The 23,329-nt window shown below is 59.9% G+C and carries 21 protein-coding genes; 15 read left to right on the top strand and 6 right to left on the bottom strand.

Going from position 1 to position 23,329, the window contains the following annotated elements:
• The first annotated feature begins 171 nt into the window (after positions 1-171).
• The 7 genes from rfbB (at position 172) to CE491_RS12780 (ending at position 7,390) form a co-directional block, all read left to right on the top strand.
• Positions 172-1,251 carry a dTDP-glucose 4,6-dehydratase gene (gene rfbB / locus CE491_RS12750; RefSeq protein ID WP_110948709.1) on the top strand — a complete coding sequence of 360 codons (1,080 nt, stop codon included), beginning with the start codon at positions 172-174 and terminating at the stop codon, positions 1,249-1,251.
• Complete coding sequence (rfbA, locus tag CE491_RS12755) at positions 1,248-2,123, top strand: glucose-1-phosphate thymidylyltransferase RfbA (protein ID WP_110948710.1); 876 nt, start codon at positions 1,248-1,250, stop codon at positions 2,121-2,123. The genes rfbB and rfbA overlap by 4 nt, the downstream gene beginning before the upstream one ends.
• Positions 2,120-2,665: a dTDP-4-dehydrorhamnose 3,5-epimerase gene (gene rfbC / locus CE491_RS12760; protein ID WP_110948711.1), complete on the top strand. Its 546-nt coding sequence runs from the start codon at positions 2,120-2,122 to the stop codon at positions 2,663-2,665. The genes rfbA and rfbC overlap by 4 nt, the downstream gene beginning before the upstream one ends.
• Positions 2,662-3,543 carry a dTDP-4-dehydrorhamnose reductase gene (gene rfbD / locus CE491_RS12765; RefSeq protein WP_110948712.1) on the top strand — a complete coding sequence of 294 codons (882 nt, stop codon included), beginning with the start codon at positions 2,662-2,664 and terminating at the stop codon, positions 3,541-3,543. Before rfbC ends, rfbD begins: the two co-directional genes overlap by 4 nt.
• Positions 3,544-3,742: 199 nt before the next feature.
• Positions 3,743-5,557 carry a sensor histidine kinase gene (locus CE491_RS12770; RefSeq protein WP_110948713.1) on the top strand — a complete coding sequence of 605 codons (1,815 nt, stop codon included), beginning with the start codon at positions 3,743-3,745 and terminating at the stop codon, positions 5,555-5,557.
• A complete protein-coding gene (locus tag CE491_RS12775; RefSeq protein WP_110948714.1) occupies positions 5,554-6,933 on the top strand; it encodes a sigma-54-dependent transcriptional regulator in 1,380 nt (459 codons plus the stop codon). Before CE491_RS12770 ends, CE491_RS12775 begins: the two co-directional genes overlap by 4 nt.
• The gene (locus CE491_RS12780; protein WP_110948715.1) at positions 6,920-7,390 is read left to right on the top strand and encodes a YiiD C-terminal domain-containing protein; all 471 of its coding nucleotides are present in this window, start codon (positions 6,920-6,922) and stop codon (positions 7,388-7,390) included. The genes CE491_RS12775 and CE491_RS12780 overlap by 14 nt, the downstream gene beginning before the upstream one ends.
• 179 nt (positions 7,391-7,569) lie before the next feature.
• Here the strand turns inward: CE491_RS12780 and cysQ are convergent, their stop codons facing one another.
• Together cysQ and nudE are read right to left on the bottom strand one after the other, a co-directional pair.
• Positions 7,570-8,412: a 3'(2'),5'-bisphosphate nucleotidase CysQ gene (gene cysQ / locus CE491_RS12785; RefSeq protein ID WP_110948716.1), complete on the bottom strand. Its 843-nt coding sequence runs from the start codon at positions 8,410-8,412 to the stop codon at positions 7,570-7,572.
• On the bottom strand, positions 8,409-8,975 hold the full coding sequence (gene nudE, locus CE491_RS12790) for an ADP compounds hydrolase NudE (RefSeq protein WP_110948717.1): 567 nt from the start codon (positions 8,973-8,975) through the stop codon (positions 8,409-8,411). Before nudE ends, cysQ begins: the two co-directional genes overlap by 4 nt.
• Positions 8,976-9,073: 98 nt before the next feature.
• On the opposite strand from nudE, the gene yrfG reads away from it, so the two are divergent.
• From yrfG to CE491_RS12815, 5 genes are all read left to right on the top strand, one after another.
• Entirely contained in the window at positions 9,074-9,736 is a 663-nt protein-coding gene (gene yrfG / locus CE491_RS12795; RefSeq protein ID WP_110948718.1) for a GMP/IMP nucleotidase, read from the top strand.
• A gap of 228 nt (positions 9,737-9,964) precedes the next feature.
• A complete protein-coding gene (locus CE491_RS12800) occupies positions 9,965-10,852 on the top strand; it encodes a LysR family transcriptional regulator (RefSeq protein ID WP_110948719.1) in 888 nt (295 codons plus the stop codon).
• A 95-nt stretch (positions 10,853-10,947) separates the two neighbouring features.
• A complete protein-coding gene (gene fdhD / locus CE491_RS12805; protein ID WP_110948720.1) occupies positions 10,948-11,787 on the top strand; it encodes a formate dehydrogenase accessory sulfurtransferase FdhD in 840 nt (279 codons plus the stop codon).
• Positions 11,788-11,789: 2 nt separating this feature from the next.
• The gene (locus tag CE491_RS12810) at positions 11,790-14,120 is read left to right on the top strand and encodes an FdhF/YdeP family oxidoreductase (RefSeq protein WP_199885092.1); all 2,331 of its coding nucleotides are present in this window, start codon (positions 11,790-11,792) and stop codon (positions 14,118-14,120) included.
• Between the two features lie 316 nt (positions 14,121-14,436).
• Positions 14,437-14,907 carry a glycine zipper domain-containing protein gene (locus CE491_RS12815; protein WP_199885086.1) on the top strand — a complete coding sequence of 157 codons (471 nt, stop codon included), beginning with the start codon at positions 14,437-14,439 and terminating at the stop codon, positions 14,905-14,907.
• A gap of 61 nt (positions 14,908-14,968) precedes the next feature.
• Here CE491_RS12815 and CE491_RS12820 read toward each other — a convergent pair whose 3' ends face one another.
• Positions 14,969-15,397, bottom strand: a complete 429-nt coding sequence (locus CE491_RS12820) for an acyl-CoA thioesterase (RefSeq protein WP_110948723.1) — start codon at positions 15,395-15,397, stop codon at positions 14,969-14,971.
• A gap of 171 nt (positions 15,398-15,568) precedes the next feature.
• Positions 15,569-17,500, bottom strand: coding sequence for a RecQ family ATP-dependent DNA helicase (locus CE491_RS12825; protein ID WP_199885087.1), 1,932 nt, complete (start codon positions 17,498-17,500; stop codon positions 15,569-15,571).
• A 242-nt stretch (positions 17,501-17,742) separates the two neighbouring features.
• Here CE491_RS12825 and CE491_RS12830 point away from each other — a divergent pair, with 242 nt between their 5' ends.
• Together CE491_RS12830 and CE491_RS12835 are read left to right on the top strand one after the other, a co-directional pair.
• Positions 17,743-18,552 carry a hypothetical protein gene (locus CE491_RS12830; protein WP_110948725.1) on the top strand — a complete coding sequence of 270 codons (810 nt, stop codon included), beginning with the start codon at positions 17,743-17,745 and terminating at the stop codon, positions 18,550-18,552.
• Between the two features lie 153 nt (positions 18,553-18,705).
• Positions 18,706-19,422, top strand: a complete 717-nt coding sequence (locus tag CE491_RS12835) for a hypothetical protein (protein ID WP_110948726.1) — start codon at positions 18,706-18,708, stop codon at positions 19,420-19,422.
• A gap of 352 nt (positions 19,423-19,774) precedes the next feature.
• On the opposite strand, the gene CE491_RS12840 is transcribed toward CE491_RS12835, so the two are convergent.
• Both CE491_RS12840 and hslO read right to left on the bottom strand, forming a co-directional pair.
• Positions 19,775-21,316, bottom strand: a complete 1,542-nt coding sequence (locus tag CE491_RS12840; RefSeq protein WP_110948727.1) for a phosphoenolpyruvate carboxykinase — start codon at positions 21,314-21,316, stop codon at positions 19,775-19,777.
• A gap of 192 nt (positions 21,317-21,508) precedes the next feature.
• On the bottom strand, positions 21,509-22,411 hold the full coding sequence (gene hslO, locus CE491_RS12845) for an Hsp33 family molecular chaperone HslO (RefSeq protein WP_110948728.1): 903 nt from the start codon (positions 22,409-22,411) through the stop codon (positions 21,509-21,511).
• A gap of 96 nt (positions 22,412-22,507) precedes the next feature.
• Between hslO and CE491_RS12850 the strand changes: the two genes are divergently transcribed.
• Positions 22,508-23,317, top strand: a complete 810-nt coding sequence (locus CE491_RS12850) for a phosphatase PAP2 family protein (RefSeq protein WP_110948729.1) — start codon at positions 22,508-22,510, stop codon at positions 23,315-23,317.
• The last annotated feature ends 12 nt before the right edge of the window (positions 23,318-23,329 follow it).

Genomic DNA, 23,329 nt, shown 5'->3' on the forward strand with positions numbered 1-23,329 from the left:
AGCGTAGCCGTTACATGAATGAAACACTCGCGGCGGTTTTATGACGCTAAAGGGATCTGCCAATCAATTAATATCATGGCCTCTGGGCGGTTTGCGCCTTGCGCCTGTCGTCGCAGGCCCACAAGCTATGCTTCGTTATCTTGATGTCTATCCAGGGAAGAAGGTCTGGCTATGCGAATACTTGTCACCGGTGGCGCCGGATTTATCGGTTCGGCGCTGATCCGCCATTTGATCAACAACACCGACCACGACGTACTGAATTTCGACAAATTGACCTACGCAGGCAACCTTGAATCGTTGCAGAGCATCGTGACGAACACGCGTTACGAGTTCGTGCAGCAAGACATCGTCAATCAGGCCGAGGTCAGCAAGGTGCTGGCGCGCTTCAAGCCTGAGGCAATCATGCACTTGGCGGCAGAGTCCCACGTGGATCGCTCCATCGATGGTCCGTCGGAATTCATTCAGACCAACATCGTCGGCACCTACAGCCTGCTGGAAGCGACCCGCGGCTATTGGCTGACCCTGCCGGAGGCCGAGCGTGCAGCGTTTCGCTTCCACCACATTTCCACCGATGAAGTGTACGGCGACCTACATGGCGTCGATGACTTGTTCACCGAGACCACGCCTTACGCGCCAAGCTCGCCCTATTCGGCCAGCAAGGCAGCATCGGATCACTTGGTTCGCGCCTGGCAGCGTACTTACGGTCTGCCGGTGGTGGTCACCAACTGCTCGAACAACTACGGGCCGTTCCATTTCCCGGAAAAACTCATTCCGCTGGTGATCCTCAACGCGCTGGCAGGCAAACCGCTGCCGGTGTATGGCAACGGCCTGCAAGTGCGCGACTGGCTGTTCGTCGAGGATCACGCCCGCGCGTTGCTCAAGGTGGTGACCGAGGGCGAGGTTGGCGAGACCTACAACATCGGCGGCCACAATGAGCAGAAGAACATCGATGTGGTGCGTGGCATTTGCGCGCTGCTCGAAGAACTGGCGCCGGAGCAACGCAAAGGCGTGGCCAATTATGCGGACCTGATCACCTACGTGACCGACCGCCCGGGCCATGACATGCGCTACGCCATCGACGCCAGCAAGATCGAGCGCGAGCTTGGCTGGAAGCCGGAAGAGACCTTCGAATCCGGGCTGCGCAAAACCGTGCAGTGGTATCTGAATAACCTGGAGTGGTGCCGCCACGTGCAGGACGGCAGCTACCAGGGTCAACGCTTGGGCACCAACGTGAAGGATCTGATCGCATGACTAAAGGAATCGTTCTGGCAGGCGGCTCGGGCACACGTCTTCACCCGATCACGCTCGGTGTCTCGAAACAACTGCTGCCGATCTACGACAAACCGATGATCTACTACCCGATCTCGGTGCTGATGCTGGCCGGCATCAAGCAAATCCTGATCATCTCCACGCCACTGCACCTGCCGCAATATCAGGCCCTGCTCGGCGACGGCAGCCAGTTTGGGGTTCACTTTCATTACGCCGAACAACCCAAACCTGACGGGCTGGCGCAGGCGTTCCTGATTGGCGAAGAGTTCATCGGCGATGATTCGGTGTGCCTGATTCTGGGCGACAACATCTTCCACGGTCAGCACTTCAGCGATCAGCTCAAGCGCGCGGCCGACCACACCTCTGGCGCGACGGTATTCGGTTACTGGGTCAAGGACCCGGAGCGTTTCGGTGTGATCGACTTCGACGAGGGCGGCCACGCCTTGTCCATCGAAGAAAAGCCCAAGGCACCGAAATCCAGCTATGCAGTGACCGGGCTGTATTTCTACGATAACGAAGTCATTCAGATCGCCAAGGACGTGAAGCCCTCGCCCCGTGGCGAGCTGGAAATCACTGACGTGAACAACGCTTACCTCAAGCGCGGCGACCTGCGTGTGGAGCGCTTCGGTCGCGGCTTCGCGTGGCTCGATACCGGAACCCACGATAGCCTGCTCGATGCCTCGCAATACGTGCAGACCATCGAACACCGCCAAGGCCTGAAAGTGGCCTGCCTCGAAGAAATCGCCTACCAGAACGGCTGGATCGATCGCGAATACCTGCTCCAACGGGCTGACTATTTCGGCAAGACCGGCTACGGTCAGTACCTTTTCAAGATTGCAGGGGAAAGCCAGTGAAAGTCACCGAGAGCGAGCTGCCTGAAGTGCTCATCATCGAACCGAAAGTGTTCGGCGATGAGCGTGGGTTCTTTTACGAGAGCTTCAATGGCAAGGCTTTCGCCGACGCTACGAAGCTCAACGTACAGTTCGTCCAGGACAACCATTCGCGCTCCCAGAAAGGCGTGTTGCGCGGCCTGCACTATCAGATCGAAAACCCGCAGGGCAAACTGGTGCGCGTCACCGCTGGCAAGGTGCTCGACATCGCCGTCGACATCCGTCGCAGCTCGCCGTATTTCGGCAAATGGTTCGGGCTTGAACTGTCCGCCGATAACGCGAAGCAGCTGTGGATCCCGCCGGGTTTCGCCCACGGTTTCGTGGTACTCAGCGACCACGCCGAGTTTCTTTACAAGACCACCGACTACTACACCCCATCTGCCGAGCGCTGCATTCGTTGGGATGACGAGGACCTGGCCATCGAATGGGGCTTGAGCGAAGCGCCCAAGCTGTCGGCCAAGGATCAGCAAGGCAAAAGCCTCAAAGAAGCGGACCTGTTTCCATGAGTGCGCCGCTGCGGATTCTGATCAGCGGGCAACACGGCCAGGTGTCACAGGCATTGCAGCAGAGCCTCAAGGATCTGGGCGAGTTGGTCGTGCTGGGGCGCGATCAACTGGACCTGAGCCAGCCGGAGTCCATCCGCCAAGTCGTGCGTCGCATCAAACCGGATCTGATCATCAACGCCGCCGCGCACACGGCGGTGGATCAAGCTGAAAGCGAGCCAGATCTGGCTTTTGCAATCAACGCCAAATCTCCCGGTGTGTTCGCCGAAGAAGCCGCCGCGCTGGGAATTCCGTTCATTCATTACTCGACCGATTACGTGTTCGACGGCAGCAAGGATGAGGCCTGGAACGAGACTGATACGCCCAATCCGCTCGGTGTGTACGGCAGCAGCAAACTGGCGGGCGAGCAGGCGATCAAAGCGGCAGGTGGGCAGTATCTGATTCTGCGCACCAGCTGGGTCTACTCCCTGACCGGGCGCAATTTCCTGCTGACCATGCAGCGTCTGCTGCAGGAGCGCGAAAAGCTCACCATCGTTGCCGACCAGATTGGCGCCCCAACCTGGGCTGGCACCATCGCGCAAAGCACTCGCGCATTGATCGAGCGTTGGCACGACGGCAAGCCGGGCGCCTGGGGCGTTTATCACCTCACGGCCAGCGGCCAGACTTCCTGGTTTGGTTTCGCCCAGGCCATTGGTCGGGAATTGACCAAGGCTGGCAAGCCCTGCGCGACCCTCGAACCGATCCCTTCAAACGCGTACCCCACGCCTGCAACCCGTCCGCTGAACTCGCGTCTGGACTGCAGCCGTTTGCAGCGGGAATGGGGCGTAAGCCAGCCGGATTGGCACAACGCAATGCTGGAGTGCTTAGCACAGCAGCGGTAGGCATAATGGCGCCATCCGATGCCAAGCGGCCGCGCTGACCTCACCGCGTCGCCTGAACCGCCGCCTTCGTAAGCACGCTCACTCCCGCAATGAATGTCACTATGCTGCGGGAGTGAGCTTGCCCGCGAAGAAGCCGGTTCGGGCAGCGCAATATCACCGGCACTACGCAAGCGTCGCAACGGACTTACCGGGCGATTCAATGACCAGCACTTCCTCTCTCCCACGCCGCCCTCGCTGGCGCAGCCTTGCGCTGCTGGCCCTGATTCTGGCGCCGTTGCTGTGGCCGCTCGAGCATCTGGCCGAGCATTACTACCGCAACGAACTGCTGAGCCAGAATCGCCAGACGCTGGATCTCTACGTCGCCAACCTGCTCGGCACCCTGCACCGCTATGAAGTCCTGCCGCAAATCCTCGGCGACCTGCCCGGCCTGCGTGCAATGCTGGCCAATCCGCAAGACAAGCAAACCCGGGAGCGGGCCAACCTGCTGCTGATGAATACGGCCCGTCAGACCGGCGCAGAAGTCATCTACCTGATGGCTCCCAACGGCGACACTCTCGCCGCCTCGAACTGGGACAAACGCGACAGCTTCGTGGGCCGCAACTTCGCGTTTCGCCCCTATTTCAGTAACGCCATGGCGGGCAACCTCGGGCGCTTTTTCGGTCTGGGCACGACCTCGGCCAAGCGCGGTTATTTCTTCGCCGCCGCCGTGCACGATGGCAATACCGTGATCGGCGTGCTGGTGGTCAAGGTCGATCTGGACCTGACCGAAACGCTCTGGGGCAAAACCCCCGAACAACTGCTGGTCACCGACCACAACGGCGTGGTGATCCTGACTTCCAACCCCGCCTGGCGCTTTCGTGCGACACGCCCGCTCAGCGAAGAAGAGAAACAGGCGATCGTCGCCATTCAGCCTTACCCGACCCGAGATCCACGCCCCCTGCAACTGGATGAACACGGCTGGCTGACCCAGACCCAGCAAATCGACGAAACCGGCTGGAGCGTGAACATCCTGGCGCCCAAGGTACTGGTTTCGCGCCCCGTGCGCACGGTCGTGGCCATTGGCGGGGCGACGTTGCTGGTGATCATGTTGCTTCTGGGAATCATGATGCAGCGGCGCCGTCACTACCTGGACCGCATCAACTTCGAGGGCAAGGCGCGGCGTGAACTGGAAGTGCGGGTCATCGAGCGCACCAGCGACCTGGAAGGCCTGAACCGGCGTCTGCGCCAGGAAGTGCTTGAGCGCGAACATGCCCAGCAGGAGCTGTTCCGCGCCCAGGATGAACTGGTGCAGGCGGGCAAGCTGTCGGCTCTGGGCACCATGTCGGCGAGCATCAGCCATGAACTCAATCAACCATTGGCGGCAATTCGCAGCTACGCGGAAAATGCTGAGGTCCTGCTCGATCATCAACGCACCGAAGACGCTCGCGGCAACCTCAAACTGATCAGCGAACTGACCGGGCGCATGGCCTCGATCATCGCCCATCTGCGCGCCTTCGCCCGACGCGATCGTCACGCCCCGGAAAGCGTGGCTCTGCAACCGGCGCTGGACGATGCGCTGGCGCTGCTCGGTAAACGTCGTCGAGCGATGGACGTCGAACTGATTCGCGACCTGCCGGACGCAACGCTGTGGGTGCAGGCCGGTGAAACCCGCCTGCGTCAGGTGCTGGGCAATCTGTTGGCAAACGCCTTGGATGCGCTGACCGAAAAAGGCCCGCCGCGCAAACTGTGGATCAGTGCCGAGCACAGCGCCCAGGGCGTCAACCTGTACATTCGCGACAACGGCCCGGGCTTTTCCCGTGAGGCGCTGGAACATGCGCGCGAGCCGTTTTTCACCACCAAGACCCGCACCCAGGGCCTGGGACTGGGCCTTGCGATCTGCGATACCCTGATGCGCGCCTTGGGTGGCGAGTTATTGTTCGCCAACCATCCCGAAGGTGGTGCGTTGCTGACGCTGCGCATGCGCACCGGGGCTTCAGGGGTCAGTCTTCAACCGCCGGAGGATCTATCTGCATGACCACGGACACCGCCATCGACAGCCGAATTCAGGTTGTGCTGATCGACGACGACCCGCATCTGCGTCAGGCCCTGAGCCAGACGCTGGACCTGGCCGGCCTGAAAATCCTGCCGCTGAGCGATGCCACTGGGCTGCAAGCACGGCTTGGCCGCGACTGGCCGGGCGTGGTCGTCAGCGATATCCGCATGCCCGGCATCGACGGCCTTGAGCTGCTGAGCCAGCTTCATGCTCAGGACCCGGACCTGCCAGTGCTGCTGATCACGGGCCACGGTGATGTGCCGCTCGCGGTGCAGGCAATGCGCGCCGGGGCCTACGACTTTCTTGAGAAGCCCTTCGCCAGCGATGCGCTGCTCGACAGCGTACGTCGCGCCCTCGCCCTGCGTCGGTTGGTGCTGGACAACCGCAGCCTGCGAATGGAACTCAGCGATCGCCAGCAATTGAGCGCACGTCTGGTGGGCCTTTCGGCACAGATGCAGCGCCTGCGCGATCAGATCGGCGCCCTGGCAGCGACCAGGGCCGATGTGTTGATTCTGGGTGAGACCGGCGCTGGTAAAGAGGTCGTTGCCCGCGCGTTGCATGACCTGTCAAACCGTCGCAACGGTCCTTTCGTGGCGATCAACGCCGGCGCGCTGGCTGAGTCGGTGGTCGAAAGCGAGCTGTTCGGCCACGAGCCAGGCGCTTTTACCGGCGCGCAGAAACGACGCATCGGCAAGTTCGAATTCGCCAACGGCGGCACGCTGTTTCTCGACGAGATCGAGAGCATGAGCATGGATGTGCAGGTCAAGCTGCTGCGTCTGTTGCAGGAACGGGTGGTCGAGCGTTTGGGCGGCAATCAGCAGATCCCACTGGATATCCGCGTTATCGCAGCGACCAAGGAGGATTTGCGCCACGCAGCCGACCAGGGACGTTTCCGTGCCGACTTGTATTACCGCTTGAACGTCGCGCCGTTGCGCATTCCGCCGCTGCGCGACAGAGGCGAAGATGCACTGGTGCTGTTCCAGCATTTCGCCGACGCCGCGAGCCTGCGTCACGGCCTGCCCCGCCAAGAACTTCAGCCAGGGCATCGGGCGCTGCTGTTGCGCCACAGCTGGCCGGGTAACGTGCGCGAACTGCAGAACGCCGCCGAGCGCTTCGCCCTGGGTCTGGAACTTGAACTGGAAGGTGCCGCGCAGCAGGACATGCCTGCTTCGACCGGCGGCCTGAGCGAGCAGGTCGAAGCCTTCGAACGCGCGCTGATCGCCGCCGAACTGACCCGCCCCCACAGCTCGGTGCGCAGTCTCGCCGAATCCCTCGGCGTACCGCGCAAAACCCTGCACGACAAACTGCGCAAACATGGCCTGAATTTCAGCGGCGGTAGCTCCGATGACAATGACTGATCCCGACTCCAAAGCCCAACATCTGGAAAACGTCCTGCATCACGATATCCCCCTGACCCGCGACATGGGCATGAAGGTCATCAGCTGGGAGAACCAGCAACTGCGCCTGCATCTTCCTCTGGCGCAGAACATCAATCATAAGAGCACGCTGTTCGGCGGCAGCCTGTATTGCGGCGCGGTGCTGGCGGGCTGGGGGTGGTTGTATCTGCGGCTGAAAGAGGCTGGAGTCGATGACGGACACATCGTGATTCAGGAGGGCCAGATCAGCTATCCCTTGCCAGTCAAGCGCGACGGCGTAGCGATCTGCGATGCGCCGGATGTGGCGACCTGGGACAGGTTCGTGAAGATGTATCAACGGCGTGGGCGTGCGCGATTGGCATTGAACACGCGAATCGTGGCCGAGGGTTCGGAGGAGCCGGCGGTGGAGTTTGTGGGGCAGTATGTGTTGCATCGATGAACGCAGACGCGCTTCTGCCCGGAGTCCGGCTTGCCGACGATCTGCTGCGAAGCGGCAGAACACCGGTGAATGCAATATTCAGGTATGACGCAGGCGTCTGATTTTGCCGCCGCTGCGCGCAGGATCGCCTGCAAGCATGGCTCCCACGCCCTCCGGGCAGAATCAAGAGCGAATGGCGCTCAGCCCTTCGCCAACTCGATCAATGCCTGGCGCCAGGACGCCTCCCCCGGCAACGCCACAAAGAACGCATTGAGCAACGATTCCCTCGGCGGGTAATCGAACGTGTCGCCCGCCAGATTCAGTACCACGCCGCCCGCGCCTTCAAGCACGCCCTGGGCGGCGGCGGTGTCCCACTGCGATGTGGGCGCAAGGCGCGGATAGCAATCAGCCGAACCTTGCGCCAACAGGCAAAACTTCAGCGAGCTGCCGATATTGGTCAGCTTCAACTCACCCACCACGGCAGACAATCCGGCCAACAGTTTTTCCTGCTCCGGGCTGGAATGGCGGCGGCTGGCAACCACGGTAAACGCCTCACTTTCGGCGGGCTGCTGACGCACCTTGATCGGCTCGATGTGATCGGCATTATCACTGCGCCATGCGCCCAGCCCGGCGCCACCGAAGTAGCAGCGATCATTGGTCGGCATCGACACCACGCCGAACACCACACGCCCGTTCTCGATCAGCGCGACGTTGACCGTGAATTCATCGCTGCCGGCAATGAATTCCTTGGTGCCGTCCAGCGGATCGACCAGCCACCAGCGCTGCCACTGACTGCGCTCGCTTAGCGGGATGTTGGCATCTTCTTCCGACAGGATGTGAATGCTCGGGTCCAGCGCCTTCAGGCCCGCCACCAGCAATTCATGGGCAGCGAGATCGGCAGCGGTGACTGGCGAATTATCGGACTTGGCTGTGACTTCGACGCCCGAGCGCCAGAACGGCAAGATGGCTTCCCCTGCACGGCGGCACAGGTCGATCACCGGCGCCAGCAGCGGGTGCGGCAAATCAGCGAATACGTCGGTCATGGCTGAAACACTCCGCGCTGGGTCAGTAAATCCCGCGCCAGATACAGCGCGGCCAAGGCGCGGCCTTCGGAAAACTGCGGGTGTTGCGCCAGGCTTGCCAGCTCGCGCAGGTTGATCTTGTCCACACCCATCGGCTCTGGCTCGTCGCCTTCAAGCCGCTCTTCATACAGATCGGTGGCCAGCACCACCTGAATTTTCTGGCTCATGTAGCCCGGCGAGAGCGACAGCTCTGTCAGATGCTCCAGGCAATGGGCGCCGAAACCGGCTTCTTCCTTGAGTTCACGATTGGCGGCGGCCAGCACGTCTTCGCCCGGCTCGATCAGGCCTTTGGGCAAGGACAGCTCGTACTCGTCGGTGCCACCGCAATACTCTTCCACCAGCACCGCGTGTTCGGCATCGAGCATTGCCACGATCATGACCGCGCCGTATCCGTTGCCGCGCCCGACCAGACGCTCATAAACACGTTCGACGCCGTTGGAAAAGCGCAACTGCACTTCTTCGACTCGGAACAGACGGCTGCTCGCGACGATTTCACGAGCGAGTACGGTGGGTTTCTGGCGCATGGCAAGCTCCTTGGTGTAGATGGGCTACTATACCGTGGCTTTTCTGATTGTCTTTGCCTGAAAAACCACAGCGATTCATTCAACGCCGAGAGATTTACATGCCTTCTTTACCCTGGCGCGATATCGATACCGTCCTGCTTGACATGGACGGAACGCTGCTCGACCTGCACTTCGACAACCACTTCTGGCTCGAGCACTTGCCCAAACGCTATGCCGAAACCCACGGAGTGAGCCTGGCGATGGCGCAAATGGAGCTGATGCCATTGTTCGAAAAGAACGCTGGCACGCTGAACTGGTATTGCACCGATTTCTGGAGCACAGAGCTGAAACTGTCGGTAAAAGACCTGAAGGTTGAAATCGCGCACCTGATCGCGCTGCGCCCTGATGCCGAGACGTTTCTGGCTGCGATCAAACGGGCAGGCAAGCGCGTGATCATGATCACCAATGCCCATCGCGACTCGTTGTCGCTGAAAATGGAGCGCCTGCAACTGGCGCCTTATTTCGAGCGGCTGATCAGCTCCCACGATTACGGCTATCCCAAGGAAAACATGCAGTTCTGGGACGCGTTGCATGCCGATATCGATTTCGACCCGGACCGCAGTCTGTTCATCGACGACACCTTGCCGATCCTTCGCAGCGCCGGGCGGTATGGAGTTCGGCATCTGCTGGCAGTGCGCGAGCCGGACAGCCGCAAAGGGCCGAAGGACACGGAAGAGTTCGCGGCGGTCGAGGATTACCGGGAGTTGGTTAAGGGGCTATGACTTTCAGACCCCACCGCCGATTAACTGTGGGAGTGAGCTTGCTCACGAAGAGGCAGGTACAGACGCTACATCATCAGCGGCTGGGGCTCAGACTTCGTGAGCAAGCTCACTCCCTCAGAAGATATGCGTTCTGCTGTTCTACATCACTCCCCCGGCCGATCATCCCCCCATGCGACATCTTGCCGCGTTAGAATCCCCCGAGCCTGCCCTGTGCCTTGCGGAGTGAACATGGACATCAAACAGCTGAAATTCCTGATTGCCCTCGACGAAACCCGTCACTTCGGGCAGGCAGCAGCGCGTTGCCATATCACTCAGCCGACGCTTTCCATGCGTCTGCGCAATCTGGAAGAAGAGCTGGACCTGCCGTTGGTCAATCGCGGCCAACGCTTTGAAGGATTTACCGCCCCCGGCGAGCGCGTGCTGGCCTGGGCGCGCACTGTGCTGGCGGCCTACGACGGTTTGCAGGCCGAAGCGGCGGCCTGTCGAGGGCATCTTGTAGGCACCTTGCGGTTGGGCGTTGTGCCGTTGTCCAACTTCGATCCGCTGCCGCTGCTGCAACGTCTGCACAGCATTCATCCGAACATGCACTTCGAGCTTTCTTCCCTCAGCTCCGAGCAGATTCTCGACCAACTGGCGAGCAACCGGCTGGACTTGGGCGTCTCTTACCTGGAGCGACTGGACAGCGACCGATTCGATTCTCTGGAACTGGCCCAAACCCGCATGGGCCTGATGTACGACCAGCGTCACTTCAGCTTCGGCGAAGAACCGCTGAGCTGGGAGAGCCTGATCGAGCTGCCACTGGGCATGCTCACCAGCGGGATGCATTTCCGGCAATCCATCGACCACAACTTTCACAGTCGGGGCCTTACGCCTCAACCGCTGATCCAGACCGATGCCGTGCATCAGTTATTGCAAGCGGTTCACGGCGGTTTCTGTTGCGCGATCATGCCACTCGATGGTGGGCTGGAAACCCTGACCGAACATCTACGTCTGCAACCCATCAAGCACGCCCAGACGCTTGCCGGGCTGGGGCTGATCATGCGTCGCTCGGCACCCCGTTCAGCGCTGGCTGAGGCGTGCTTCGGGCTCTATCAGAAAATGATCCAGCCATCTTGATCGACGTCATCTATCACGGCATCAGTACTAGCGATTAGACGTTATCCAAGCAGGAGCCTAGGCTTAAGGCCTGAATACTCTGCCGGTACGTCCCGATGCATGCCAAGCGCACGGAGAGCACGGCGCCCGCAAACCCTCTGCCCGCGCCTGCCGCAAGCCAGTCCTACAGCTACTCGAACCTCGAGCACGACACCTGCGAGCCTAACGTGCTCGCCGAAGAGGTGGCGTTGGCCATTGCCTATAACGGCATCAGCCAGGCGGTAATGCTGGTTACGCCCACCGATCTGGAAGACTTTATCGTCGGTTTCAGCATCGGCAGCGGCATCATCGAGTCCCCGGACGAAATCTACGACATCAAGCTCGGCGGCTGCGGCTCTGCGCAAACCGCCGAAGTCGAGATCGCCAGTCGTGCCTTCTGGAACCTCAAGACCCAACGTCGACAGCTGGCAGGCACCAGCGGCTGCGGGCTGTGTGGCGTTGAAGCGGTGGAGCAGGCGCTGCCCGAACTGAACGTGCTGCCCGGCGCTCCATTACCGCCCGCTGCATGGCTCAGAGACCTGCGAGAGCGTCTGGACGAATTCCAGCCACTGGGTCAGCACTGCGGCGCGGTTCACGCCGCGATATTCATGAACGATCGCGGTCAGTTGCTGCTGGGCCGGGAAGACATTGGCCGGCACAACGCCCTCGACAAGCTGATCGGCGCGCTGATTCGCCAGAACATTCCGACCACTGGCGGGCTGGCGATCGTGACCAGTCGCTGCAGTCTGGAACTGATCCAGAAAGTCCTGCGCGCCGGGATTCAAACCCTGGTCAGCCTGTCCTCGCCCACGGGCCTGGCGCTGCAATGGGCGCGTCGACACAACCTCAACCTCATTCATCTGCCAAAACACAGTGCGCCGCGGGTTTACAGTCCTGCGTTGGAGAATAAAGCGTGAGCATGCACAAACAAGCCGACAAGACCCCAGTTCCGCGCTACAAGCCCTACAAAGGCCCAGCCGGCGGATGGGGCGCCCTTATCAGCGTGACCCAAGCCTGGCTGACCAGCGACAACGCGCTGAAAAACTTGCGCATGATGCTCAAGACCAACCAGAACGGCGGTTTCGACTGTCCGGGCTGCGCCTGGGGCGATTCGCCCGAAAGCGGCATGGTCAAGTTCTGCGAGAACGGCGCCAAGGCGGTCAATTGGGAGGCCACCAAGCGCCGCGTCGATCCGTCCTTCTTCGCCCGCTACAGCGTCAGTTCGCTGCTGGAGCAGAGTGACTATTGGCTCGAATATCAGGGCCGTTTGACCGAACCGATGGTCTACGACGCCGAATCCGATCGCTATAAGCCCATTGCCTGGGACGATGCCTTCGCCCTGATCGCCAGGCACCTGAAAAACCTGCCAAGTCCGAACATGGCCGAGTTCTACACCTCAGGCCGCGCCAGCAACGAAGCGGCGTATCTGTATCAATTGTTCGTGCGCGCCTACGGCACCAACAACTTCCCGGATTGCTCGAACATGTGCCACGAAGCCAGTGGCGTCGCGTTGTCGCAAAGTGTGGGCGTCGGCAAAGGCACCGTGACGTTCGACGACTTCGAACACGCCGACGCGATCTTCGTGCTCGGCCAGAATCCCGGCACCAACCACCCGCGCATGCTCGAACCGCTGCGTGAAGCCGTGCAGCGCGGCGCCCAGGTGGTGTGCGTCAACCCGCTGAAAGAACGCGGCCTGGAACGTTTCCAGCACCCGCAGCACCCGATCGAGATGCTCAGCAACGGTTCCGAGCCGACCAACACGGCTTACTTCCGTCCTGCACTGGGCGGCGACATGGCGTTGCTGCGCGGCATGGCCAAGTTCCTGCTGCAATGGGAACGTGATGCGCAGGCCAAGGGCGAGCCTGCGGTGTTCGACCACGCATTCCTCAACGAGCACACCGACGGCGTGCTGGATTACCTGGCAGTGGTCGATGACACCACGTGGGAGTTCATCGTCGAACAATCCGGTCTGCCACTGATCGACATCGAGCGCGCTGCGCGGATGTATGCCAAAGGCAAAAACGTGATTATGTGCTGGGCGATGGGCATCACCCAGCATCGCCATTCGGTGCCGACCATCCAGGAAGTCGCCAACCTGATGCTGCTGCGCGGCAACATCGGCAAGCCGGGCGCCGGTCTGTGTCCGGTGCGTGGCCACAGTAACGTGCAGGGCGACCGCACCATGGGCATCAATGAGCGTCCACCGGCGTTCTTCCTTGATGCGCTGGAAAAACGCTTCCAGTTCAAGGTGCCTCGCGAGAACGGCCACAATGTGGTCGAAGCCATTCACGCGATGCTCGAAGGCCGCTCGAAAGTCTTCATCGGCCTGGGCGGCAACTTCGCCCAAGCGACGCCGGACAGCCCGCGCACCTTCGAAGCGCTGCGTAACTGCGACCTGACCGTGCAGATCAGCACCAAGCTCAACCGCAGTCACCTGACCCACGGCAAGGAAGCGCTGATCCTGCCGTGCTTCGGCCGCACCGACATCGATATTCAGGCCGAAGGCCCGCAAGCGGTAACCGTGGAAGACTCGTTCAGCATGGTTCACGCCTCCAACGGCCAGCTCAAACCGCTGTCGCGGCACATGCGTTCGGAACCTGCGATTCTGGCGGGCATCGCCAACGCAACCGTCGGCAAGCAGCCTGTGGACTGGCTGTGGCTGGTAGAAGATTACAGCCGCATTCGTGATCTGATCGCCGATACCATTCCGGCCTTCAGGGATTTCAACGAGAAGATCAAGAATCCGGGTGGCTTCTATCTGGGCAGCACCGCAGGTTCGCGCAAGTGGAATACCTCCAGCGCGCGAGCTAACTTCAAGCCCAACCAGCTGCCGCAGGATCTGGTTCATGAGAGCATCCGCGGCACAGGCATCGTGCCGGACCTGATCATGCAATCAATGCGCTCGCACGATCAGTACAACACCACGATTTACGGTCTGGACGATCGGTATCGCGGCGTGAAGGGCCAGCGCGACGTGATGTTCCTCAATGAAGCCGACATCGTGCGCCTGGGCTTCGTGCCGGGTCAGAAGGCCGACATCGTGTCGATCTGGGGCGATGACATCGTGCGTCGGGTCAAGGGCTTCACCCTTCTGCCGTTCGATATCCCGGCTGGCCAGGCCGCGGCTTATTACCCCGAGGTCAACCCGCTGGTACCTCTGGAAAGCGTCGGCGACGGCAGCCATACGCCGACTTCCAAGTTCGTCGCGATCAAGCTGGAGCGGCATAGCGAAGTGGCGCGGATTATTTGATTTATCTTCGGCGGTGGGACTTGCGGGCGCTTACCCAAGATAGCGGTGCGTCATTTCTGACATACCGCTATCGTGGGCAAGCGCGCTCTACAATCCGAATCCAGTACGAATCGAAATCCCACCCACAAAAAAAGGCCCGAATCGTATGATTCAGGCCTGTGTGAAGTAATCTAGGACTCGCCTATCCGGTTTAAGTTCCCGATCAAAAACAACAACTTAGAGTTTTGTATACAAGTCGTGTCATTCGTCGGATTTCGATTGTGACATTTTCTTCATGATCGCAGGATCGCGGCGTCATCCCTACGAGCATCCATACATGAAGTATTCCTCGATTCTGTTGTTGTCTCTCTCCCTGGCCACCGGTTTTGCCTCAGCAGGCGATAACGTGACAGCTGGTGTGGGCGGCGCATTGGGTGGGGTACTGGGTTCGGTTGTTGGCCAGCAAATCGGAGGCAGCACCGGATCTGCCATCGGCGCAGGCCTGGGCGGCGCGGCCGGTGGCGCAGTTGGCGCCAACCGCCATAACCGTACCGAGGCTGCTATTGGCGGGGGGTTGGGCGCAGCGGGAGGTAACGTGATCGGTCGCAGCGTTGGCGGCAGCACCGGCAGCCTGATCGGTGCAGCAGCGGGCGGCGGTGCCGGCGGTGCGCTGGGTAACTACATGGGCGAGGAGAGCCGTCGTGACGATAACCGTCGCGGCTATCGTGGCGACCGTCGCGACTACCACCACGGCCGCGGCAACCGTCATTACGATCATGGCCGTCCTCGCGGCTGGCGCCATCGCTGATCGTCAGCGCACCAGCATCACGTCCACATACCGGCCGCCCACAACGCGGCCGGTTGTCGTTTCAGACTACCAATCGCTCCATCGCCTGGCGTAGTGATGCGGGAATCGGCACCGGCCGGTTGGACGCCCGATCAACGAATACATGCACGAAACGCCCCGCCGCACATGCCTCCGTTTCCCCCGCCTTGAACACCCCCAGCTCATACTGCACCGAGCTATTGCCCAGCTTGCCGACCCGCAACCCGATCTCGATCAGATCTGGATAAGCAATCGACGCGAAATAGTCGCAGGACGAACTGACCACAAACCCCACCACCTCGCCATCATGAATATCCAGCCCGCCCTGCTCGATCAGATAGCTGTTCACGGCACTGTCGAAGAAGCTGTAGTAGGTGACGTTATTCACATGGCCGTAGATATCGTTATCGTGCCACCGCGTGGTGATGGGCTGGAAGTGGCGGTAATCGTGGCGTTGCGGGGTTTCGCTCATTGTTCGTCCTCGTTGGAGATGTTCGTGCGCCGAATACGCTTCTGGCGCACATGCACGAAGTCTGTGGGAGTGAGCTTGCTCAGGAAAGCGCCAACACGCTCAACACGTTTTCAGTGTCTGAAAGTCAGCCTTTGTGAGCAAGCTCACTCCCACGGTTCGGTACCCGGGACATTACCCGACGCGCCGATGCACCCAATCCTTCACCGCCGCATAAGGATAATCCTCTAGCACCGCGAACCCGCCAATCGACCGGGCCTTGAGCCGGGTGAACAACGGCACGCTGATCCCGCAGAGGAACCGGGTCAGGCATTCGACACTGGGTTCATGTCCTCGCATCTCGAGGTGTTTGCCGATGAACTCGCCACACAGGCTCTCGAAATCCTGCTGACTCAGGGGCGTCAGCGCGGGCGGTTCAGGCAGGATCGCGACGTGACCAGCGCATACCGAACAGTGGCCACAGCGTTCAGGTGCACGATCATCCCCAAAATATTGTGCCAGCCGTTGACTCAGGCACTCGTAACTGGCGAACAGCTCCAGCATCGCGTGAATCCGCGCCACTTCCGTCGTTTCGTGATGCACGAAGTGATCATGCAGTTCCGCGCTCAGGGCCGGCGCGTCGAAGTCAGTTACCAGCAGGCTGTACACCTCGGTCATCTGCTTGCTCTCAAGCTCGATCCAGCCCTTCTCCTGAAAGAATTCCAGCGCCGTCACCACGCGCGCGCGCTCTGCCTGATATTGCTGATACATCGCGTCGAAATTCACCGTGGCCCAGGTCCGGGCGCGATGTGAAGTGTCAATCAACGCTTGCACGAACTGCCGCCGCTCACCCTGAAAACGTTGCACCAGGTCCTGCGGCTCGATGAGGTATTTGAAACGGTACTCAGCGAAGTACGAATAACGCGGTGCGATGATGCCGCGCAGTTCCAGTTGCACCAAAAGCGTCTTGAGCGGCAGTTGGCGGATGTTGCTCATGTCCGAAAGCGGCGTCAGCAGGAACTCCCACTGTCCTTCGTTGCGCGCGGCGAGCAGGTCGTCCAGTACCAGGCCAATGCCCTCGCGCTCGGGCGTGTCGCCGTAGACGAAGTTCTCCAGCACGTTAAGGCTGTCGCGGTTGGCCAACACCAGACACTCAGAAACAGCGCCGTCGCGCCCAGCCCGGCCGATCTCCTGGCTGTAATTTTCGGTGGACTTGGGCAAGTCGAAGTGCACCACATTACGGATGTCGCTTTTGTCGATGCCCATGCCGAAGGCGATGGTGGCGACGATGCAGTTCAGGCGTCCGTCCATGAACCGCCGCTGTATCGATTCGCGCTTATCGTGGGGCAAGCCGGCGTGATAGGCCTGAGCCGGAATGCCATTCTGCGCCAGATGAGCGGCCACGAATTCGGCCGTTTTCTGCTGCGTGACGTACACGATGCTCGGCTGCCCGACGCGCTCGCCCAACCACTGCACCAAACGCCGACGCTTCTCGCGGCCCGGCGTCGGCTCAACCGACAGCGTGAGATTGGGCCGGTAAAAGCCAGTGGTCACCACATCATCAGGCGCAACCGCGAACTTGCCTTGCATGTCAGCAATGACCTGCGGTGTAGCTGTGGCGGTCAGCAGCAGCGCCTGGGGAATATTGAATTCGCGCTGGTAGTCCGGGAGCTTGAGATAGTCGGGACGAAAGTTATGACCCCACTCAGAAATGCAGTGCGCCTCGTCCACCACCAGCAAAGAGATTGGCACCTGGGAAATGAAATGGCGAAAGCGCTCGTTCTTCAGGCGCTCCACCGAGATCATCAGAATCTTCAGCTCACCGGAGCGGGCACGGCTCATGACATCGGCGACATCCTCGCGGCCCTGCGACGAATCGATGCTCGCCGCTGCAATGCCGTGGCGCTGCAAAAAAGCCAGTTGATCCTGAATCAGTGCCAGCAATGGCGAAACCACCAGCGTCAGGTGAGGCAGCAGTAGCGCTGGCAACTGATAACAAAGCGACTTGCCAGACCCTGTCGGAAAAATCGCCGCTGCAGAGCGTCCAGCCAACACCGCGCTGATCGCGGCCTCTTGTCCGGCGCGAAACTGCCGATAACCGAAGACCTGCTCAAGGGTTTGATGCATATGCAGCCACTCCATGGACCGTCGCGAAGGTGCAGACCTTAGCGCGGTGGGTTCGGGCGAAGTACACCAAAACCGTTACAGAAATGCCAAGCAGGATACATCCCTGATACCGTATCGCTAGGCAGTACTGGCAAAAGAACATGGCGACGTTTAACCTCGTCGCAACATTTACTCACGTTTCAGATCGCCCGCTAGCGCCAGCCCAGAACTGCCGTGCACCCGCGATACGCCAAGGAGAGGCAATGCAGTCCACCCAGCCACCCGAGGACGACGGGCTGATCGTCATGCAACGTCTGACGCCGGAACAATTCGACGTCGTACTCGGTTCGCACCCGACAAAAAGAAAACTCCCACCGACCCGAAGTGCCTGGCCGCTCAGCAGTGTGGGCATCTGTCTGGCCCTGCTGGCAGCGATCATCTATCTGGTCGTTCAGATGTTTCATACACAGAAACCCGCACCGGTTTCTGTCGCTTCTCTGCCAGCGCTAGAGGTCAGCGACGAGCCAGCCGCGGTGACGCCGACACCCGAGATCCGCAACACAGAACAGGTCATCTATGTCGCCCCCAAGCTTGAAGCCACTCAGCCTGTGGCTTCACGGCAGCTGGATGACTGTTTGAAAGAAGGCAACGTGATCGACCGTGACGTCGTCAATTGCCGTTTCGGCCAGGCCCAACCGACCGACTACAACGCTCCGCAGCCACAAGGCATGGTTTCCGAGCGCTACATGGCGCAATACAAATCCGCTGCGGCCAAACCCAAGGTCGAAACAGGCCGCCATTATGAGGTCGCCGGCGTGCTCATTCGGGAAGTCGACGGCCGCAACGGGTACGAAGCTCGCTATCGCATTTACAACAATCACGTCGAAAACAGCAGCGTGTGTATGAACTTCAAGGCCGACAGCGTCGAATACCGGGAATGCCGACGCGCAGCTGCTCCTTATTTCAAGGACATGTGCAGCGACTGGACCAAACGCCTGGCTAAAGACAAGGATGAACAGAGCAAGTTGGCACAGGAGCAGTATTGCGAGGCGGCGCGGACATATTTGCCGTAGATCGCATCAGCCAGGAGAGCGAAGGCGACAACATTCAGGGTTCAGACTCAACGCCCACAACTCTTTATTTCAACGCTCTGACAATCCTTGATTTTCGTGGTCATACCTTCCGCCAAGCAGAGGCCTTCACGCCGATCACTTCAGGAAACCGTCATGACCCCGACCCGCTACCTCCCGCTATTGCTCACCGCCCTGATCGCCACACTCGCCGGTTGCGGAGACAAGAATCCTGAAAAGCCGAGCGGTGCCTCCGCCGACTCCCGTGGCCTGAGTAAATCCATGACAGTCGACGTCAGCGGCGCCCTGAACCTGCATTACGAAGCCAAAGGCGATGCCGTCGGTGTTGGCTTTCTCCCCGGAAAACTGCCGGGTGCGAACTGGCTGACCCTCAGCGCAGACCAGGAAGCCGAAGGCGACCGCAATGAAGTCAGCATCGGTCCGATTCTCGGCTTTTCGTTCGATAACCCCGATCAGCAGAAACAAGCCATCATGTTTCAGGGCGGCCGCGTCGAGGTCGCCCACGACGAGAACAGCGCTTCCTACGACACGGGTTCCTACTACCAATATTTCGACGCCGACAAAAGCGGCGCCAACAGCAACGTCAAACTCGACTTCAGCAAAATCGAGAAACTGGAATCCACCAACAAACTGCTAGACCGATACCGGCTCATCGGCACCTTCCAGTTCAACGCCGCCCTCTCCCCCGAACAACCTTCCGACGACTGCACCAAAGAAGCCGCCAAATACGCCGCCGAACACGGCGAACGCCACCCCGGCTTCGACGCAAAACTGTGCGGCGCCAAGAGCGTTGTCGCAAAGGGTAGCTTCGACATCACCCAGGATTTCCCGGCGATGAACAAGGCGGGGTGAGGCCCGTAGCCGAAAACAGAACCAGACTTCACGGTGAAAATAATCGGAAGGCTTGATGTCGTAGCCCTTAGCGGCCACGGCGGAACGATAATATCTTCCGCCGAACGATTCACAAGTGACTTGGGATGAAGCTTTAACGGCCAATATCCAACAAGTTGTCGATAGCCAGGGGGTTATATTCAAAGTCATGCTCAAAGTTGAGCATCAAGGCTAGCAGCTTTCCTGTTTTTGAATGTCGCGACCCGCAAACCGCACCGCAAACCGCATTGAATATATGAGACATGTGTAATCTAAAATATAGAACATAAAAAAACCGCCCCAGAGGGCGGCTTTTTGTTCAGCAAACCCGATCTTACAACTTCGGACCCGCTGCCTTGATCGCGTCGCTCACTTCGAACTTCTTGAAGTTTTCGATGAACAGACCGGCCAGTGCTTTGGCTGCTTCGTCATACGCTGCTTTGTCAGCCCAAGTGTTGCGTGGGTTGAGCAGTGCGGTGTCGACGCCTGGGACTGACTTCGGCACGTCCAGGTTGATGGTGTCGAGGTGCTCGGTTTCTGTACCGACCAGCGCGCCGCTCTGGATGGCTGCGATGACGCCACGGGTGGTCGGGATGTTGAAGCGTTTGCCAACGCCGTAGCCGCCACCGGTCCAGCCTGTGTTGACCAGGTAGACCTTGGAGCCGAAGCCGCGAATGCGCTTGATCAGCAGCTCAGCGTATTCGCCAGCGGGACGTGGGAAGAACGGGGCGCCGAAGCAGGTGGAGAAGGTCGACTTGATGCCGCTGCCTGAACCCATTTCAGTGGAGCCAACCAGCGCGGTGTAACCCGACAGGAAGTGGTAGGCCGCTTGTTCTTCGCTGAGGATCGAGACTGGCGGCAGAACGCCGGTCAGGTCGCAGGTCAGGAAGATCACAGCGTTCGGTTCGCCACCGAAGTTTTTCTCGGAGCGCTTTTCAACGTGCTCCAGCGGGTAAGCCGCGCGGCTGTTCTGGGTCAGGCTGCTGTCGGCGTAGTCAGCGTGGCTGGCCGAATCCAGAACGACGTTTTCCAGCACGGCGCCATGCTTGATGGCTTTCCAGATGACGGGCTCGTTCTTCTCGGACAGGTCGATGCACTTGGCATAGCAACCGCCCTCGATGTTGAATACCACGCCTTCGCCCCAGCCGTGTTCGTCGTCGCCGATCAGGTAACGGCTTTCGTCCGCAGACAGGGTGGTCTTGCCGGTGCCGGACAGACCGAAGAACAGGGTCACATCGCCCTCTTCACCGATGTTGGCAGCGCAGTGCATCGGCAGTACGTCAGCCGCTGGCAGCAGAAAGTTCTGCACCGAGAACATGGCTTTCTTCATCTCGCCGGCGTAGCGCATGCCAGCAATCAGCACCTTCTTCTGTGCGAAGTTGATGATGACGCAGCCATCGGAGTTGGTGCCGTCGCGCTCAGGCTCGCACACGAAGTTGGCAACGTTCAGCACCTGCCACTCGTCGCGGCCAGCCGGGTTGTACTGGGCGGGGTTGATGAACAGGCAACGACCGAACAGATTCTGCCAGGCAGTCTGGGTGGTCATTTTGACGGCCAGGTAGTGATCTTCAGCAGAACCTACGTGAACATGGGAAACGAAGTGTTCCTGAGCGTTGTTGAACGCTTCGACACGTGCCCACAGGGCGTCGAATTTGTCAGCCGGGAATTTGCGGTTGATCGGGCCCCAGGCGATTGCAGCCGTGGTGCTCGCCTCATCAACGATGAAACGGTCGGCTGGCGAACGACCAGTACGGTGTCCGGTTTCGACGACAAGCGCGCCGGTATCGGACAGCACGCCTTCTTCGCGTTTGAGGGCTTCTTTAACCAGTTCGTCGACACTGAGATCGGTGTAAACGGCGTTGTTGGCTTGCGTCATGAGATTCCCCGTCGGCCCGCTGGCCGAGTGCTCCAAACGTTTTGTAGTAGAAAAACCCAAACTACTACAGCTGAAAAGTGGGCCGGATTATGCCAGAAAAGCCCAAAAAAGGTAGGGGCCAGCTGTCAGAACTACATAATGAAGAGCCAAGCCGGCCGGGCGGAAGCCATTCAGCCCGGCGCGCGCACTACATCAATGACGGGTGTCCGAAGGGGTATCGATCCCGCCGCCGGCAAACAGCTGCGCTACATCGGCTGCGTCGAAAAGGTAGCGCTGATTGCAGAACTGGCAATCGATCTCGACGATGCCGTTGTGCTCGATCACCAACTGCTGTGCATCTTCCAGGCCCAAGCTGATCAGGGCGTTGGCAGAACGCTCGCGCGAGCAGCTGCAACGGAACACCAGAGGCTGGATGTCGAACATGCGCACGGGGTCTTCGTGGAAGAGGCGGTGCAGCACGGTCTCGTTGTTGAGGCTCAGCAGTTCTTCGGCGGTCAGGGTATCGACCAGGGTGTTGACGTGCTGCCAGCTGGCTTCGCGTTCTTCGGCGTCAGTCAGGCGTGCCGCAGGCAGCTGCTGGAGCAGCAGGCCACGAGCGCGTTTGCCGTCAGCCTTGATCCAGAAGCGTGTAGGCAATTGCTCGGACATCACGAAATACTCCGACAGGCACGCCGAGAGGTCGACGCCGTCCAGTCCGACAATGCCCTGGTAACGCTTGCCCTGACGCGGGTCGATGGTCATGGTCAGGTCGCCATCGGGCATCAACTCCTGTAGCGTGGCGGCCGGATTGATGAGGCTTTCATCGTAACGCGCTATGCCGCGGATCTCTCGCTCGCTCGAGCATTCGACCATCAGCAACGAGACCGGGCCAAGGGAGCGCGCCTGCAGAATCAGCAGGCCGTCGAACTTCAGCGTGCCCACCAACAAAGCCGCAGCGGCGAGCATTTCGCCGAGCAATTGCGCCACTGGCTCAGGGTATGGATGCTTGGCCAGCACCTCGGCGTAGCTGCGTTCAAGTGCTACAAGCTCGCCGCGGACGTCGCTCTCGTCAAAGATGAAACGTTGGGTGTAATCGATATCCGGAAATTCATGCATAGGAAAGTATCTGAGGTAATGACAAAGTGATGACAAGCGCTTATAAAGCGCGGTTTAGCACCGACGGGTGCACTGCCATGCCGATGGGGGCATCTTATGGACTATCCCGCGTTGTTCCAACCCAAGTGGAACGTCAAAAAATTCCTGCTGTGTAATCTGGTAGCGCTGGCGCTGCTGTTGGTGTGGATCTGGCCTGCGGGGCATGCCGCGTTTACACAATTCGACGAGTGGTTTTTCTATCTTCTGAACCGTCCGTTGGAGCAAAGCAAAGTGTGGCTGTGGATCTGGACAGTCGCCAGTATGCGCCCCTTCGATATCGTCGTCGGACTGATCCTTCTGGTCTTGCTGATCAAGGGCGACTGGGTGTTCAGAGCTGCACAAACCCGCGCTGCCCTGATCGGATTCGTGCTGACGCTGATCCTGCTGCTAATCATCCGCACCGTGTTCTCCAAGATCATCGATCACACGTCGTTGCAGCATGACAGCGCCTCGATGGTGCTTCCCGATGCCATCAAACTCAGCGATATTTTCCCGACGCTGGAAGACAAATGGCAGCTCAAAGATCGGTCGAGCCAGAGTTTTCCTGGCGACCATGCTTCCGTGCTGTTGATTTGGGCGATGTTCATGACCGTATTCAGTCGTACAGTCGGCCAGCGCGTGATCATCTGGGTGCTCGCGTTGCTGTTCATGATGCCGCGCCTGGTGGCAGGCGCCCACTGGGGCCAGGACGACTATATTGGCGGCGTGATGATCGCCTTGCTGGCATTGGCCTGGAGTTGCTACACACCGTTTGCGGCGGTGGTCACACGTTTCCTGCTGCGGGTGACTGCCCCGATTTTCAATCTGTTCGCCAAGGTGCCGATGCTCAACTGCCTGAGCGTCATGAAGCAAGGTGCGAGACTCTGACCCCTCTTTTTC

This window comes from Pseudomonas bohemica (assembly GCF_002934685.1).
Lineage (GTDB): Bacteria > Pseudomonadota > Gammaproteobacteria > Pseudomonadales > Pseudomonadaceae > Aquipseudomonas > Aquipseudomonas bohemica.